This window comes from Flavobacterium piscinae, assembly GCF_004122145.1.
Lineage (GTDB): Bacteria > Bacteroidota > Bacteroidia > Flavobacteriales > Flavobacteriaceae > Flavobacterium > Flavobacterium piscinae.
This window is the reverse complement of sequence record NZ_SBKQ01000008.1, coordinates 1-16449: the sequence shown is the minus strand read 5'-3', so window position 1 is coordinate 16449 and position 16449 is coordinate 1. Positions and strand designations below refer to the sequence as shown.

The window sequence follows — 16449 nt, the reverse complement described above, 5'->3', positions numbered from 1 at the left end:
CTTTAAATTCCGATTTCAACTTGAAAACGAATGTACCAGTTTGTTTTGCTGCTTCCGTCAAAATAAGATAAATCATCCAATGTAAATTCGGATTGAATTTTAAAAGCATGTTCCCAAAAATATTTGGTAACTCCAACACTGTATTGTTTGGTATCGGGTGTGAAATTTTGAATACTTTCATTGACCTTTTGGGTTGAAAAACGGCCAATTATTTCATAATTTGTTGGAAAAATATAACTTAATTGATAATCAAAACCTTCTCCTACATAAACAAAACGAAAGTCAGTAACATCTTCAGGATTGAAGGTCAATGGATTTTCTGCCGTTCGATTCATATAAGAACTCATCAAGGCCCAGCCATTGTATTTCAACATTGCATCTACAAAAAAAGATTCCATCGTTCTTTTTTCAAATAAATCGGACCCTAATTGTCCTTGCGTTTGACGAGCTTTCACATTTCGATGAAATGTCCCTCCTAATAACATTTTAATTTTTTGTTCACGAGCTATGTCGCCTTCAAAATTTGTTCCGTCTTTTGCAAAGGAGCCCAGCGGAAAAAACTCCAATCTTCCGGTCAAAGCAAAACCATCATCTGGACTCTTGGTTACATTTCTTCCATTTCCGGTGCTGATAGCTGTTTTAATATTATATGAAAATTTATCCTTTTTCTCATTTAGAAAATACGCTTGAAATCCAAAATCTCGGTCAATATTAAATCGTGCGTTATTGATAGAACGATCGGTTAATTGCAACGCTCCTGAGGAATTAACCCGTTGACGATTTCCCGGTAACTTTGTTTGTCCGAAAGCAAAACTCCAATGTTTATTTGGTCTGTAAAACATCACCGCATCGCGAATAATATTGATGTTTTCGCCTTCTTCTATTTCTCCTACATCACCCGGTGCAAAAGACAATTGAATAGCATATAAGAATTTTGGATTTCCCACATAACCGTCAAATCGCAAGCGTAATCGACGAATTTGACCATCAAAAGCATCTTCTTGGTCTTCATGATTCAAATAGCCTAATCTGTTTTGCATTCTAAAACGAATGTTCAATTGAAAAATACTGTCAGGAGAAGTTAACCCCAAACCTCTTCCGTAATTATAATAAGGTAAAGTGGCTAATTTTAAATCATTGTCTTTTGTACTAAACTTTATATCCTGAGCAATTGAAAATAGGGATATTAAAAAAAATAAAAGTGAAAAAAACTTATTCATTGGTAGTGGTTGTGTTTGCTTGGCAAAAGTAATTTAATTTTTGTAATGTAAAAGTTTTGTAGCGGGATTGTTACCTTTGCAAAAAAAACAAAATGTCAAACATTTATTTAGGATATCATTTTACGGTAGAACCGAAGGAATTAGGTTGCGAAATTTTAGTTGCCGAATTGGGCGAAAAACCATTTGAAAGTTTTATTGAAACCGAATTTGGTGTAACAGCTTATGTGCAAAAAGACCTTTGGACAAAAACTATTTTAGAAGATATTTTCATCTTATCATCTCCTGAATTTGTCATTTCATATGTAGTGGAAGAAATTGAACAAGTCAATTGGAATGAAGAATGGGAGAAAAATTTCGAACCGATTGATGTAGAAGGTAAATGCCATGTTCGAGCCCCTTTCCATCCCAAAACGGAAGCTGAATTTGATATTATTATCGAACCCAAAATGAGTTTCGGAACGGGTCATCATGAAACCACCCACATGGTCATCCACCATTTATTGGAAACCGATTTGGTTGATAAAAAGACGTTGGACATGGGTTGCGGAACCGCCATTTTAGCCATTTTAGCCGAAATGAAAGGAGCTAAACCAATTGATGCCATTGATATTGACAATTGGTGTTATTTGAATTCAATTGAAAATGCAGAACGAAATAAGTGTGAGCACATTTCCGTTTATGAAGGAGATGCTTCATTGTTGGTAAATCAAAAATACGATGTTATCATTGCCAACATCAACCGAAATATACTTTTGAATGATATGCATCGTTATGTGAATTGTTTAAATCAAAATGGTTTATTATTTTTGAGTGGATTTTACCAAGAAGATATTCCCGTCATTGATGAATGTTGCCAAAAATTAGGATTGACATTGGAAAAAACCTTGGAACGGAACAATTGGGTGAGTTTGAAATATCTGTTGAATGGTTAAATTATTCGATTGTTAGATTGTTGGATTAATTCAAAAATCAAAAAAATCTGATAATTCAATAATGATAAAAATAAAAAAATATGAGTACGATAGAAAAAATTCAAGAAGAAGTTTTAGTTGAAGAAGCCATTGGCATTAACAACGAAATTGTGCTGTTTAATGATGATGTCAACACTTTTGACCATGTTATTGATACCTTAATTCGCGTTTGTAATCACACGAGTGAACAAGCTGAACAATGTGCCATTTTAGTGCATTATAAAGGTAAATGCACGGTTAAAACCGGACCTTTTGACGAATTAAAACCACAATGTACTCAATTATTAGAAGCCGGTTTAAGTGCCGAAATTATCTAACTGAACAGTGGAACAATACGGCAAAATACTCATTATCGCCATGCCGCTTTTTTTATTATTAATAATAATCGAAAAAGCCTATGGGTATTTTCGTGGAAACGATACCGCTCCCTTGATGGATACCGTTTCCAGTTTAAGTTCAGGAATTACCAATGCCACAAAAGATGTTTTAGGAATAAGTGTTTCGATTTTAACGTATGAATGGATGGTTGCTAAAGTAGCTTTCTTTACAGTGGAAAACACAATCCTTACTTACATAATTGCTTTTTTTGTCATTGACTTTTATGGCTATTGGACCCATCGTTGGTCACATCAAATAAATATTTTTTGGAATAAACATGCCATTCATCACAGTAGTGAAGAATTCAATTTGGCTTGTGCTTTGCGACAATCTATTTCTTCTTTTGTCAATTTATTTACTTTTTTATTACTTCCGGCAGCATTTCTAGGCGTTCCGCCAAAAGTGATTGCCATTGTTTTACCTTTGCATTTGTTTTTACAATTTTGGTACCATACCAAACACATTGGTAAAATGGGATTTTTAGAAAATATCATTGTTACGCCTTCCCATCACCGAGTGCATCATGCGATTAACAAAGAATATTTAGATAAAAATCACGGACAAATTTTTATTTTTTGGGACAAATGGTTTGGTACTTTTCAGGAAGAATTAAAAGAAGTTCCGCCTGTTTTTGGCATTACAAGACCCGCTCAAACCTGGAATCCGATAAAAATTAATTTTCAGCATTTATGGCTTTTAATACAAGATGCTTGGCGAACTGAAAATTGGAAAGATAAATTCAGAATTTGGTTCATGCCAACGGGTTGGAGACCGGAAGGCTTTGAAGAAAAATACCCGGTTCATAAAATTGACAATGTGTATAATTTTGAAAAATACAATCCCAAACATTCCTCATTTTTAACTTATTATTCGATAACTCAACTATTTATGACATTGGGATTTGTGAGTCTTCTATTTGCAAATGTTGGAACCATTGGTTTACCCTCAATTTTTGTTTACGGATTATTCATTCTAATCACAATTTACAGTCAAACTGAATTAATGGATACCAATACCAACGCATACTTTTTTGAGCTTTACCGTATGCTACTTGGTTTTGGTATTTTGTTTATTTATGGAGACTGGTTTGGATTAAATACTACACTGGATTTTACAAATTATGCAATAGGTTTTTACTTTTTAATTTCGTTTGTGTTTGCCTATTATTTTTCAATACGAGAGTTTTCTGGGTACAAAAACTCAGCTAAACCTGTTAATTCCTAATGAAAGTTAAAAATTATACCCGAAGTTTTGCGGTTATTGCGATTTGTTATCTTATCTTATTGATTACCAATAAAGAAGAAATGGCTTGGTGGTTGAAACCATTGTTAGTACCGTTTCTAATCAGTATAGTGGCGATTTCAGATAAATTTAAAACACAAAAAATACTTTTGCTTGCATTATTTTTTTCTTGGATTGGTGATGTTTTGTTGATGTTTACCAATAAAAATGTTTTGTTTTTTATTTCAGGACTAATTGTATTTTTAATAGCTCATTTAGCTTTTATTTTTTTGTTTAACAAGCAAAATAAAAATACTACAAACAAAAATTATTTACAGTATATTCCACTTGTGGGGATTTATCTTTTTGCAATTTTGAGTTTATTATGGTCATCGTTAAACGAAATGAAAATTCCTGTAACCATTTATGCCCTGGTTATTTCAATCATGCTTTTGATGAGTATAAAAGCTTATTTTGAATGGAAAAAACCGGCTAATCTTTTGGTTTTGATTGGTGTTTTATTGTTTGTTATATCAGATAGCATTTTGGCAATAAATAAATTCTACACAATACTACAATTTAGTTCTTTTTTGATTATGAGCACATATCTTGGAGCTCAATATTTTATTGTAAAAAGTATCTTAACTAACAATAAAGTTTAGCTTATTCTAACAAACGTACAATTCACAAACGCTTTCATTTTTCAATTATTATCTCATGAAGGTTTTAGATTCTGATTAGATAATAAGTAACAAAAATTCCACAAGTACTACTTTAAAATTAGCAATACTCGTTAAAAGTTGTATTTTTATACTTTCAAATATGATTATTTAATTATGCTTCAACAATCTTTTGATTTAAAAAAAAGATATCTACATATCTATAATTTGATTTTTAAATGCCTACCTCTTTTTATGGCATTTATGGTGCATTCGCAAGAACTGCCACCCATCATTAAATATGCTCCCAATACCTATAAGGCAGGAAATCAAAATTGGATGATTTCTCAAAACAAACAAAACTTCATGTATTTTGCAAATAATGACGGTTTATTGGAATTTAATGGCTCGGAATGGATCCTTTACCCCTCTCCAAATGAATCAATTCTTAGGTCGGTAAAAGTAATTGAAGATAGAATTTATACCGGTTGCTACATGGAATTTGGTTATTGGGAACGCAATCAAAATGGATTACTGAAATATAAATCATTAAGTGAAAAAATTAAATCAAAAATACTGGACGATGAACAGTTTTGGAACATACTCCAATTTGATCATTGGGTAATTTTTCAATCGTTGAATCAAATCTTTATTTATGATTCCAAAAGAGAAAATTTTAAAGCCATTAAACCTGAATCAGGAATATTTAAAGCTTATTCCGTAGCAAAATCAATTTATTTTCAAACGGTAAAAAATGGATTTTACGAGATAGAGAACGGCGTGAGCAAGTTAATATCTAAAGATCCGTTTTTTATCAATAATAAAATTGTATCAATTTATAAACGCGATAATTCATTATTACTATTGACTCAATATGATGGTTTTTATGAATTTAAAGAAAATAAACTTTATAAATGGGTTACTGATATTGACGAAGAACTCAAAAACAGTAGTGTTTATTGTGGGAAAAAATACTCGGAAAACGGTTATATAATCGGCACCGTTTCTAATGGTGTTTTTATTGTCAATTCAGAAGGAAAAGCCCTTTTTCACATGACTCAAAACAAAGGGTTAAGCAATAACACCGCCTTATCTCTTTTTGAAGATGCTGATAAAAATATTTGGATAGGATTAGATAACGGAATCAATTGTATAAATATAACTTCGCCAATTCTAAGTTATTATGATGACACCGGAATTTTAGGAACAGTTTACGCATCAATACTATTTAAAGATAAATTGTATGTAGGAACTAATCAAGGATTGTTTTATAAAAATAAAGAGGGCGAGGATACTTTTAAATTTGTTTCGGGAACAAAGGGCCAAGTTTGGTCGCTATTTTCACATGATAATCAATTATTTTGTGGTCATGATTCCGGTACTTTCTTAATTGAAAACCAACAAGCGACAACAATTTACAATGGCTCCGGCACTTGGAAATTTGAAATAAGTCCTATCAACAAAAACATAATATTACAAGGAAACTACTATGGTATTTCGATTTTGGAAAAGATTGATAATAAATGGAAATTTAAAAATAAAATAAATGGCTTTGATTATTCTTCCAAATATTTTGAATTTTCTTCTCCAAACGAAATTATTATTAGCCATGAATACAAAGGAATTTTTAGAATTAAAACTGATTCCGACTATAAAAAAGTTACTTTATTTGAAGCACATGAATTTCCTAAAAAAGGTAAAAATGCCAGTATTGCCAATTTTAATAATTCTATTTATTATGCTTCTAAAGATGGAATATTCTCATTTAATAAAAAACAAAATAAGTTTGAAAAAAATAATAAACTTAGTTCTGTCTTTGAAAAAGATGAGTACCTATCCGGTAAATTAATGACCGATAAATCAAATCGCCTTTGGTTTTTTTCAAAAAATTACATTAACTATTTTTCATATGGAAAATTAAGCACAACTTTAAAACACAACGTTATTCCGATTCCTTCTTCACTAACTAATTCTATGTTAGGTTATGAAAACATATCTCAACTCTCTGAATCACATTATTTAGTTGGAACCACTGACGGCTATTATACCATAAATATTGATGATTTGTTGTTCAATAACAACCATCTATACATTTCTTCAATATCAACTAACAGACATAATGAAGCATTGGTTTATGAATCAATTCAAGATAATGGTTCTTTTAATTCAAATAATAACAACATCACATTTTCATACACTGTTCCAAAATTCAATAAATATATCATTCCTGAATTTCAATATAAACTGGAAGGATTCCAAAATGATTGGAGTGAATGGAGCTCAAAATCATCTGTAAATTTTAAAAATCTCTCTCCCGGTAAATATACATTTGTAGTACGATCGAAAATTGGAAATGCTATTAGTGAAAATGCAGAGAAATATTCTTTCACCATACTAAAACCTTGGTATGCTACCAATTTAGCTTTGATAATTTATACGTTGTTTTTACTGATTTTAGCTTATTTTATTAATAAAGCCTACCAGAAATATTATTTTAAACAACAAGAAAAATTAATTGAAGAAAATAACCGTTTACTTGAAATTAAAGAACTAGAAACCGAACAGGAATTAATGCGGGTTAAAAACCAACAATTGGAGCAAGATTTTGAAATTAAAAATAGAGAATTGGCCGCCTCTACAATGAATTTGATTAAGAAAAACGAATTGCTTTCGATGATTAAAGAAGATTTAAAAAACTCTAATGAAACACTACCCAATAAAAGCCTAAAATCATTAATAAGTAATATCAACAAAAATATTAATGAAGAAGATAGCTGGAATGTTTTTGTAGATGCTTTTAACAATGCCGACAAAGACTTTTTGAAGAAAATTAAAATGGCCCATCAAAGTTTAACGCCAAACGATTTGAGACTCTGTGCTTTTCTGCGACTAAATCTATCCTCTAAAGAAATTGCTCCGTTATTAAATATATCGGTGCGAAGCGTAGAAATAAAACGTTATCGATTACGTAAAAAAATGGATTTATCGCACGAACAAGGATTAGTAGAATACATCCTTTCCATCTAAACTAACCAAACACCAAAACCTGAAAGCATTTCATCTTCGGAAGAAATGCTTTTTCTGTTTAATGTGGTAACTTATCTTTGAATAATCCATACAAAAAAGTACCAAATAGTGCACCTAAAAGCACAAAAGCAACATTGTAAAAACCTGCTCCTAAAAGTATAAATATCGGTCCCGGACAAGACCCTACCAATGCCCAACCTAAACCAAAAAGTATTCCACCAATCCAATACCGGGCATTCCCTTTTTCTTTATCTAAAATTTCAATTGGCATTCCATCGATGTCTTTGAGCTTTTTCCGCTTTATAATTTGAATACCAAAAAGACCGGTTGCAATCGCTGTTCCGATTATTCCATACATATGAAACGACTGAAAATGAAACATTTCATATATTCTATACCATGAAACAGCTTCTGTTTTGGTTAAAACAATTCCGAAAAGAAAACCAACAAGTAAATATTTTAATAAATTCATAATTTAAAAAAGTAAAGGTAAAAGAAAATGAGCCATGATTAAACCGCCAATAAAAAACCCAATAACGGCTTTTAGTGAAGGTATTTGAAGGTTACTCAATCCTGAAATTGCGTGACCGGAGGTGCAACCGCCGGCATAGCGACTGCCAAAACCGATTAAAATTCCACCTATAATCAAAATAATAATCATTTTAGGAGATGAATTTTCAAACAATGAATTAGGCAATAGCTTTCCGTTTGGTTCATCAATTCCCATTAAGCTCAATTGCTCGATTGTTTTCGGATGAAGACTTACATTGGAAATATCATGCAAAAAATGTACAGCTACAAAACCGCCTAGCATGGCTCCAACTACAACGACCATATTCCATCGTTGGCTTTTCCAATCCCAATCAAAAAAAGGAATCTTTTTACCAATTCCGGTCATGGCACAAAGTGAACGAAGGTTCGATGACATTCCGAATGTTTTCCCGAAATAAATCAAAAGCAACATGACTAATCCGATTAAAAAGCCGGAAATAGACCAATGCCATGTTTGTGAAAGTAATTCCATAGTGTAATTTTTTTACAAAAATAGAATATGAAGTGCTTTATAACAAATGAAATAGTAAATGTTATCCGAAAAAACTTTTACCTTTGACTAAAATTTGAACCAATTAAATGAAAAAACAAATCTTTCTATTACTCTTTTTTGTAGCCGTTTTGACGGTTTCTTGTGGCGGAATTAAAAACACGATAAAAAATATTGATAATTCAGCCCCTACTCCCATGTTGAAAAAAGATAATTCTTTTGTATTAACAGCAATTAGCGAGGATGCCAAATATGGCTATGACCCTGATTATCCTATTAATATTTTTTATCGAACCACTTCTAACGACACTATCAACCAAGAACGATTTTTGAAAGCTTTGGCAGGACCTAACGGAGAGAAATTGTTTTATAAGAAATTGGAAAGTTGCTGTCCGTTTCCAACCAAAAGAAGTGAAATCGGTGCCGGATTTTTAGATGTTTACCAATTACAATGGGTGGGATGTAAAAAACCCTTAGTACTCTATTTCAACATATATGAAAAGGGAAAATTAATGGTTCCCAAAGGCTTAACTGCCAAAAAAGATGAGTAACGTAGGTTACAAAATGAATTCAAATTATTCGTACTTTTGCACTTTAAAAACCAACTATGGAGATTACTAAAATACCTCAAATAAAACATACTCAGAGTGGAAACTTCTTTGTTTTAGCCGGACCTTGTGCTATTGAAGGCGAAGAAATGGCACTTAGAATAGCGGAACGTTTGGTTGAAATTACCGATAAATTAGAAATTCCTTACGTTTTCAAAGGCTCCTTTAAAAAAGCAAATCGTTCCCGAATCGATAGTTTTTCAGGAATTGGTGACGAAAAAGCCTTAAAAATTTTACAAAAAGTATCACAAACTTTCGGAATACCAACCGTAACCGATATTCACACCAATGAAGATGCTCCCATGGCCGCAGAATATGTGGATGTTTTGCAAATTCCGGCTTTTTTGGTTCGTCAAACCGATTTAGTGGTGGCTGCCGCAAAAACAGGCAAAACCGTTAATTTAAAAAAAGGACAATTTATGAGTCCGGAAAGCATGATACATGCCGTGAAAAAAGTATTGGATTGTCAAAATGAAAACGTAATGGTTACCGATCGCGGAACCATGTTTGGCTACCAAGATATGATAGTTGATTTCAGAGGAATTCCAACTATGAAACAATTTGCAACAACTGTATTAGATGTTACCCATTCACTGCAACAACCCAATCAAATGTCGGGTGTAACCGGTGGTCGTCCGGATATGATAGAAACCATCGCTAAGGCGGGAATTGTAACCGGTGTAGATGGCATTTTCATAGAAACCCATTTTGACCCGGCAAATGCAAAAAGCGATGGAGCTAATATGCTTCACCTAGACTATTTTGAAAATTTAATGACCAAATTAGTAGCCATACGTAAAACAATTAATCAATTCTAAACCTTATTATTTTTAATCCCGTGAAAAATCAATCGTTATTGATTGTGCTCTTTTTTTGTGCCGTTTTTCAACACATATCAGCCCAAGAAACTCCGGTAACTCCTGAAAAATACACAGCCCACAACAAAGGTAAATTTTACATATTTTGGGGCGGAAATAGAGAAGATTATACAAAATCTGATATCCGTTTTAAAGGAAAAGATTATGATTTTACCCTTTATGATGTTGATGCTCATGATAAACCTAAAGGTTTCCATATCGATTACTTTAATCCGATTCGAATGACCATTCCACAAACCAATTTGAGAATCGGTTATTTTATAACAGACAAATACAATATTTCCATAGGGTTTGACCATATGAAATATGTTATGTATCAAGACAAAGCGGTTGACTATTCGGGTTATTATCCTAACCAAGGAAGTTACGGAGAAATGTTACCTAACGGTCAAATTTTATTGACAAAAGATTTTTTAAAATTTGAACATACTGATGGTTTAAACTATGTAAATACGGAAATAGCACGTGTAGATGATATTTCAAAATTGTTTCTAATAAAGAATACTGATCTTTTACAAGTAAATTTTACGGAAGCCATTGGAGGCGGATTTTTATATCCAAAAACGAATACAACGCTTTTAAACAAAGAACGATATGATGAATTTCATATTTCCGGATACGGTTTTTCTGCCAAAGCCGGCTTAAATATTACTTTCCTTAAATATTTCTTTATTCAAGGAGAATTAAAAGGCGGTTATATTAACATGAATAACATTCGGACTACTCAAGACAAAGCCGACAGTGCTGAACAAGATTTCTGGTTTTTACAACGAATTCTTGTCGTTGGAGGAATATTTAGGATTTAAAACAGTTAACTTTATCTTATTGTCATAACAATGCTTCTCTAGAGAAGCATTTTTTTTTAAAATTTATTCAAAATTTTAAATCGTAAAATGTTATCATAGAGTTAAAAACAATGTCCTAAACTATTAAAATTACTCTAATTTTAAGAAAATTTTATATTTATATTTCTTAAAAAAAATCGTTTCAAAACATATTTAAGAATCTAATTTACAACGCTTTAACTGTGATTTGCAAAGTTATAACACTTTATTGTCATAAACATTATTAATGCAATTCATTAATTATATAAATAAAAAATTATGAATTATAATACTGAACTTTGCATCAATAATCATTAAACCTATATAATATGACAAAAGTTACAGTAGCAAAAGGTGACGGTATCGGTCCTGAAATTATGGATGCAACTTTAGAAATTATTCTCGCTGCAGGTGCCAAAATTGAAATTGAAGAAATTGAAGTTGGTGAAAAAGTTTACTTAGCCGGAAATACTTCAGGAATTTCAAATGAATCTTGGGACATCATTAGAAGAAATAAAATTTTTCTAAAAGCTCCAATCACGACACCACAAGGTGGAGGCTATAAAAGTTTGAATGTGACCACTCGAAAATTTCTTGGATTGTATTCAAATGTTAGACCTTGTATGAGCTTACATCCTTTTGTAGAGACTAAGCATCCTGTTATGGATATTGTGATTGTTAGAGAAAATGAAGAAGATTTATATGCCGGTATTGAGCACCAACAAACCGATGAAGTAGTACAATGTTTAAAATTAATCAGTAGACCGGGTTGCGAAAAGATTGTTCGCTATGCATTTGAATATGCCAAACAACAAAACCGAAAAAAAGTTACATGCTTCACAAAAGATAACATCATGAAACAAACCGATGGATTATTCCATCAAGTTTTTGATGAAATCGCCCAAGAATACCCGGAAATTGAAAACGAACATTGGATAATCGATATAGGTGCCGCCAAAATGGCCGACACACCCGAAGCCTTTGACGTGATTGTGATGCCTAATTTATACGGCGATGTACTCAGTGATGTGGCCGCTCAAATTACGGGTTCTGTTGGTTTAGCCGGTTCTGCAAATATTGGTGAAGAATGTGCTATGTTTGAAGCAATTCATGGTTCAGCTCCCAGAAGAGCAGGACAAAATGTGGCAAATCCATCAGGACTTTTGCAAGGTGCCATCATGATGTTGAATCACATTGGTCAAACTGATGTTGCCGAAAAAGTGCAAAACGCTTGGCTAAAAACACTGGAAGACGGAATTCATACGTATGATATTTTTAAAGAAGGAACAAGCAACCAAAAAGTAGGAACCAAAGAATTTGCACAAGCAGTAATTGCAAACTTGGGCTACAAACCTTCAAAACTTAAATCAGTTTCTTATGCCAATAGTTCGGCATTAAATCTTCCAAAATACATTCGAAAACCAGCCGCAAAAAAAGAATTAGTAGGCGTAGATCTATTTGTTCATTGGGCCGGAACTAATCCAAATGAATTGGCAGAAAAATTGAAAAAAATAGAACTAGACGGAATTCAGCTAAGCATGATTACCAACAGAGGGATTAAAGTATGGCCGGATGGCTTTAATGAAACTTTTTGTACAGACCATTGGAGATGCAGATTCAAACCAACCGAATCCACAACCATCACCAAAATAGACATCTATCAACTTTTGAAAAATGCAATCGATCAAGATATTGATACCATCAAAACAGAAAACTTGTATTCCTTCAACGGTAAAGCAGCCTACTCACTAGGACAAGGTCAATAATAAAATTTATGCCTATTACTAATTTGAAGAAAAACATAAATTGAAAACATATTTCAATACTATTCTTTAAACAAATAATTTATAACAGGGTTGAACTTTCGGGTTCAACCTTTTTTTTTAAGTTGATATGAGTTTTATCAGATTGCTCTTAACTTATTATTTTAGAAAATGGAATTAATAAAAACATATTTGACGTCTAGTTTTTTACTAAAATAATTTGAGCTAGTAGTAATTCAACCAAAACCGCTTGATCAATCTCTTCCAAAGATTTGTATCGTAATGATTTTACCAATGTCCTTCCCTCTCCTATTAACTCATTTTGATGTAATGTCAAATTATAACCTTTCATAAAGGCAACGTCAACATACTGTCTTTTCTGACTGACATTCAAATAAACAAACGGTTTGTTTTTATAATAATAAAACGGAATTTTATATTTGTAAAGTAACTTTATCTCCGGAACAGTTAATTCAATTACCGCCTGAACATGCAGTAAAATCGAACGATACGGTTCAGGTTGATTTAAGATATATGCTTCTGCCGGTTTCATTTTTCAAAAATAAATGAAAATTTGTTTGGTTGTGAAAAATTTTATATTTTACTTTGCAACTCAAAGTACTTTTATATGGAAGCAAAAGATTATTTAAAAGACATACAGGACATCAAAGAAATGATGTCAAAATCTACTCAATTTATTTCCTTAAGTGGGTTGGCCGGAATTTTAGCAGGAATTTATGCCTTGATTGGTGCTTATATAGTAAACCAATTGATTAGTAATCATTCTTCCTATTATGTGACGTTAGAAAGTAAAACTTTCAAGCTAATTTTATTAACGGCGGTGATTGTGTTGGTGTTATCAATTGTCTCTGCCTACATTCTTACGGCACAGAAAGCAAAAAAACAAAATGAAAAAGTATGGAATGCTTCTTCAAAAAGATTACTTGCCAATTTTTCGATTCCTTTAATTACTGGTGGAATCCTGATCTTATTGTTACTAAAAAATGGATCGTATGGTTTAATTGCTCCAATGACACTTATTTTTTATGGTTTAGCATGTGTAAATGCTAGTAAATATACTTTTAGAGATATTAAATACCTTGGAATAACTGAAATCATTCTAGGCCTTTTTGCAGTACAATTTTCCGGCTATGTCTTAGTATTTTGGATTCTTGGCTTTGGCGTTTGCCACATTTTATATGGAAGCATTATGTATTTTAAATATGAACGAAATTAGATTTTTGGATTGTCAGATGATCCGATTTTTAAATTCTTACAATTTTTCAATTTCTATTAATCTGTGTTCAAAAAAATAATTCCTTTCCTTTGCAAAATGAAAAACATCATCCAACATATCAACAAAGCCTTTGACCATCGCATCCGACTGGGCATTATGTCGATATTGATGGTAAACGAAAGTGCCGATTTTAACACGTTAAAAGAACTGTTAGGCGTAACCGACGGCAACCTTGCCTCCCACGCCAAAGCTTTAGAAGCAGAGGAATACATTGCCATCGAAAAACAATTCATTGGAAAAAAACCCAACACCAGTTACAAAGCCACCAAACTCGGAAAAAAAGCTTTTCAAGAGCACATTGAGGCCCTTGAAAAATTAATCAGAAAAAGCTAATCTATTTTTTTATCTAATAACTTTGAAAAACAAAGTACTTTACAAATGAAAAAATTACACTACTACCAAAACATCAGAAAAAATGAAGTCATCGTTTTTGCAACGTTAACGCTTTTCTGTTTCTTGTTATTACTCATTAGAGCCAAAGTAACACAAAGTGTTTTCTTCTTCTTTTTGATTTGGAATTTATTCCTCGCCTTTATCCCCTACTTGATTTCATTCTTTCTTTTTACATCAGTTACTTTTCAAGAAAGGAGATTTTTACGAATCGGAACGCTTTTGGTTTGGTTATTATTTCTACCTAACTCTTTTTATTTATTAACCGATTTTGTCCACGTCAACAAATTTCCGGATGTGCCTTTTTGGTTTGATTTGGTATTGGTTTCTTCCTTCTCCATAACCGGATTTGCGTTGGGCCTATTTTCCATACGAACCATCGAAAAAATCATTCAATTGCATTATTCCAAAGTCCAAAGTAAAATCATGCTGTTTTGTATTCTTTATTTAACCGCTTTTGGCATTTACCTAGGACGATTTTTACGTTTCAACAGTTGGGATTTATTAACTAATCCAATTGAGCTATTTGCTTCTTGTGTGGATTGCCTTTTCATTCCTGATGTACAGAATTTCACGCTCGGTTTCGGCACTTTTTTACTTGTTCTATATTTCGTTACAGCTTCCTTCATTTCTAAAAATAATAACGTCTAAATCACTTCAAACCTTTTAAACTTTTAAACCTTTAACCTTTTAAACTTTTAAACTTAAAAATCATGGAAAAACAAACCAATTTCTTTCAGTCCAACACCGCAAAAATTATCATGGTTGGCTTTCTAACGCTCATTTTATTGATTCCGCTTCAATTTGTGAAAAGCTTAATTGAAGAACGTTCCCTCCGCCAAAAAGAAGTGGTTTCTGAAACCTCTGAAAAATGGGGAGAAGCAATCTATTTTTATGGTCCGATTTTAAAAATTCCATATAAACAAACCAGTGAAATAGTCGAATACGATGCTAAAACCAACGTTCAGGTAAAAAAATACGTCACCGAAACCAAATTAGCCTATTTCTTCCCCGAAGAATTAAAAAATACAACTGATGTTACCATGGTGAAACCCTTGCAACGCAGTTTGTATAAGTCGAATGTCTTCAATGCTCAAATGGATTTTTCGGGAAGTTATGTGGTTCCGAATTTTAAAATCAATTCGATTGCGGATGAAAATATTATGTGGGACAAAGCCACGATTCAGATTCGAACCACCAATTTAAAAAGCATCAAAAGTCAAGTGAATTTGAAGTTAGGTGATTCGGTCTATCGATTTGAACCAACGCAAAACAAGCAAAACGATTCGATGTCCACTTTAGAAACCGGTTTGGTGAATTTGCAACCGCTCAGAGAGATGAAAAAGCAAAACTTTACGTTCAACATCAATTACAATGGAAGTAAAATGATTCACTTTGCTCCGATTGGTAAAACGACATCGGCAAAAATGAAATCCAATTGGCCGTCACCGAGTTTTTCAGGAAACTTTTTACCCAATGATAAAAACAAACTCATTACAGCCAAAGGTTTTGAAACCGAATGGTAAGTCTTGCACCTCAACCGACCTTTTCCGCAACAATCGTTTGAAACCTTACCGAATGTAAAACCGCACGCATTTGGTGTCGATTTTATTACGACAGTGGATGAATACCAACAAAACGAACGAGCTTCAAAATACGGATTTTTGGTGATTGGATTGACTTTTTTAATCTTTTTCCTCATCCAAAGCATTAGCAAAATCAACATTCACATTTTCCAATATTCGATGATTGGATTGGCGTTGATTATGTTTTATACGTTGCTGATTTCGATAACAGAACACAGTAGTTTTACCTTAGCCTACATAGTAGCCGGAGCTTCAGTGATTGTCTTGATTTCGCTCTACTCGATTTCAATTTTAAAGAACAAAAAGTTTCCGGCATTTATTGGCATTTCGCTTACGTTTTTATACACGTTTATTTTTGTGATTATTCAAATGGAAGATTATGCATTGTTGGTAGGAAGCATCGGTTTGTTCTTGATTTTAGCTGCGGTGATGTATTTTTCTAGGAAGATTGATTGGGGAGCCTTTAGATTTGTTCATTGAAAATTTTGTAATTTTAATAACAACCAAAACTGACAAAGTAAACCATTTGCGGTAGCAAAGATTTCAGACTTATCCCCCGATCAGGACTTTGTCAGTTTTATTGAA

General features: G+C 32.5%; 16 protein-coding genes and 1 pseudogene. 13 read left to right on the top strand and 4 right to left on the bottom strand.

Annotated features, from left to right (window positions below; genetic code table 11):
- Positions 1 to 2: 2 nt before the first annotated feature.
- Entirely contained in the window at positions 3 to 1220 is a 1218-nt protein-coding gene (locus tag EQG68_RS08585; protein WP_129464404.1) for a porin, read from the bottom strand.
- Positions 1221 to 1312: 92 nt separating this feature from the next.
- Between EQG68_RS08585 and prmA the strand changes: the two genes are divergently transcribed.
- The 5 genes from prmA (at position 1313) to EQG68_RS08560 (ending at position 7476) form a co-directional block, all read left to right on the top strand.
- Entirely contained in the window at positions 1313 to 2152 is an 840-nt protein-coding gene (gene prmA / locus EQG68_RS08580) for a 50S ribosomal protein L11 methyltransferase (protein ID WP_129464403.1), read from the top strand.
- 80 nt (positions 2153 to 2232) lie between these two features.
- On the top strand, positions 2233 to 2508 hold the full coding sequence (locus tag EQG68_RS08575) for an ATP-dependent Clp protease adaptor ClpS (RefSeq protein WP_129464402.1): 276 nt from the start codon (positions 2233 to 2235) through the stop codon (positions 2506 to 2508).
- Between the two features lie 7 nt (positions 2509 to 2515).
- Positions 2516 to 3793 (top strand): sterol desaturase family protein, encoded by a 1278-nt coding sequence (locus tag EQG68_RS08570; RefSeq protein WP_129464401.1) that lies wholly within the window; start codon positions 2516 to 2518, stop codon positions 3791 to 3793.
- Positions 3793 to 4452, top strand: coding sequence for a lysoplasmalogenase (locus EQG68_RS08565; RefSeq protein ID WP_129464400.1), 660 nt, complete (start codon positions 3793 to 3795; stop codon positions 4450 to 4452). The genes EQG68_RS08570 and EQG68_RS08565 overlap by 1 nt, the downstream gene beginning before the upstream one ends.
- 252 nt (positions 4453 to 4704) lie before the next feature.
- Positions 4705 to 7476 (top strand): helix-turn-helix and ligand-binding sensor domain-containing protein, encoded by a 2772-nt coding sequence (locus EQG68_RS08560; protein WP_246011693.1) that lies wholly within the window; start codon positions 4705 to 4707, stop codon positions 7474 to 7476.
- Between the two features lie 58 nt (positions 7477 to 7534).
- Here the strand turns inward: EQG68_RS08560 and EQG68_RS08555 are convergent, their stop codons facing one another.
- The gene (locus EQG68_RS08555; RefSeq protein WP_129464399.1) at positions 7535 to 7948 is read right to left on the bottom strand and encodes a DUF6691 family protein; all 414 of its coding nucleotides are present in this window, start codon (positions 7946 to 7948) and stop codon (positions 7535 to 7537) included.
- A gap of 3 nt (positions 7949 to 7951) precedes the next feature.
- Positions 7952 to 8500 carry a YeeE/YedE family protein gene (locus tag EQG68_RS08550; RefSeq protein ID WP_129464398.1) on the bottom strand — a complete coding sequence of 183 codons (549 nt, stop codon included), beginning with the start codon at positions 8498 to 8500 and terminating at the stop codon, positions 7952 to 7954.
- A gap of 107 nt (positions 8501 to 8607) precedes the next feature.
- On the opposite strand from EQG68_RS08550, the gene EQG68_RS08545 reads away from it, so the two are divergent.
- The 4 genes from EQG68_RS08545 (at position 8608) to EQG68_RS08530 (ending at position 12594) form a co-directional block, all read left to right on the top strand.
- A complete protein-coding gene (locus EQG68_RS08545) occupies positions 8608 to 9069 on the top strand; it encodes a 2-dehydro-3-deoxyphosphooctonate aldolase (protein ID WP_129464397.1) in 462 nt (153 codons plus the stop codon).
- 56 nt (positions 9070 to 9125) lie between these two features.
- Positions 9126 to 9944: a 3-deoxy-8-phosphooctulonate synthase gene (gene kdsA, locus EQG68_RS08540; protein WP_129464396.1), complete on the top strand. Its 819-nt coding sequence runs from the start codon at positions 9126 to 9128 to the stop codon at positions 9942 to 9944.
- Positions 9945 to 9964: 20 nt separating this feature from the next.
- Complete coding sequence (locus tag EQG68_RS08535) at positions 9965 to 10810, top strand: hypothetical protein (protein WP_246011691.1); 846 nt, start codon at positions 9965 to 9967, stop codon at positions 10808 to 10810.
- A 347-nt stretch (positions 10811 to 11157) separates the two neighbouring features.
- Positions 11158 to 12594 carry an NADP-dependent isocitrate dehydrogenase gene (locus tag EQG68_RS08530; protein WP_129464395.1) on the top strand — a complete coding sequence of 479 codons (1437 nt, stop codon included), beginning with the start codon at positions 11158 to 11160 and terminating at the stop codon, positions 12592 to 12594.
- Between the two features lie 196 nt (positions 12595 to 12790).
- Here the strand turns inward: EQG68_RS08530 and EQG68_RS08525 are convergent, their stop codons facing one another.
- Complete coding sequence (locus tag EQG68_RS08525; protein WP_129464394.1) at positions 12791 to 13144, bottom strand: DUF1801 domain-containing protein; 354 nt, start codon at positions 13142 to 13144, stop codon at positions 12791 to 12793.
- Between the two features lie 75 nt (positions 13145 to 13219).
- On the opposite strand from EQG68_RS08525, the gene EQG68_RS08520 reads away from it, so the two are divergent.
- The 4 genes and pseudogenes from EQG68_RS08520 (at position 13220) to creD (ending at position 16344) form a co-directional block, all read left to right on the top strand.
- A complete protein-coding gene (locus EQG68_RS08520; RefSeq protein WP_129464393.1) occupies positions 13220 to 13828 on the top strand; it encodes a hypothetical protein in 609 nt (202 codons plus the stop codon).
- 96 nt (positions 13829 to 13924) lie between these two features.
- On the top strand, positions 13925 to 14221 hold the full coding sequence (locus tag EQG68_RS08515; RefSeq protein WP_129464392.1) for a winged helix-turn-helix domain-containing protein: 297 nt from the start codon (positions 13925 to 13927) through the stop codon (positions 14219 to 14221).
- A gap of 45 nt (positions 14222 to 14266) precedes the next feature.
- Positions 14267 to 14929, top strand: coding sequence for a DUF1361 domain-containing protein (locus tag EQG68_RS08510; RefSeq protein WP_129464391.1), 663 nt, complete (start codon positions 14267 to 14269; stop codon positions 14927 to 14929).
- Positions 14930 to 14991: 62 nt separating this feature from the next.
- Positions 14992 to 16344: pseudogene (creD, locus tag EQG68_RS08505) on the top strand (cell envelope integrity protein CreD).
- Positions 16345 to 16449 lie beyond the last annotated feature (105 nt).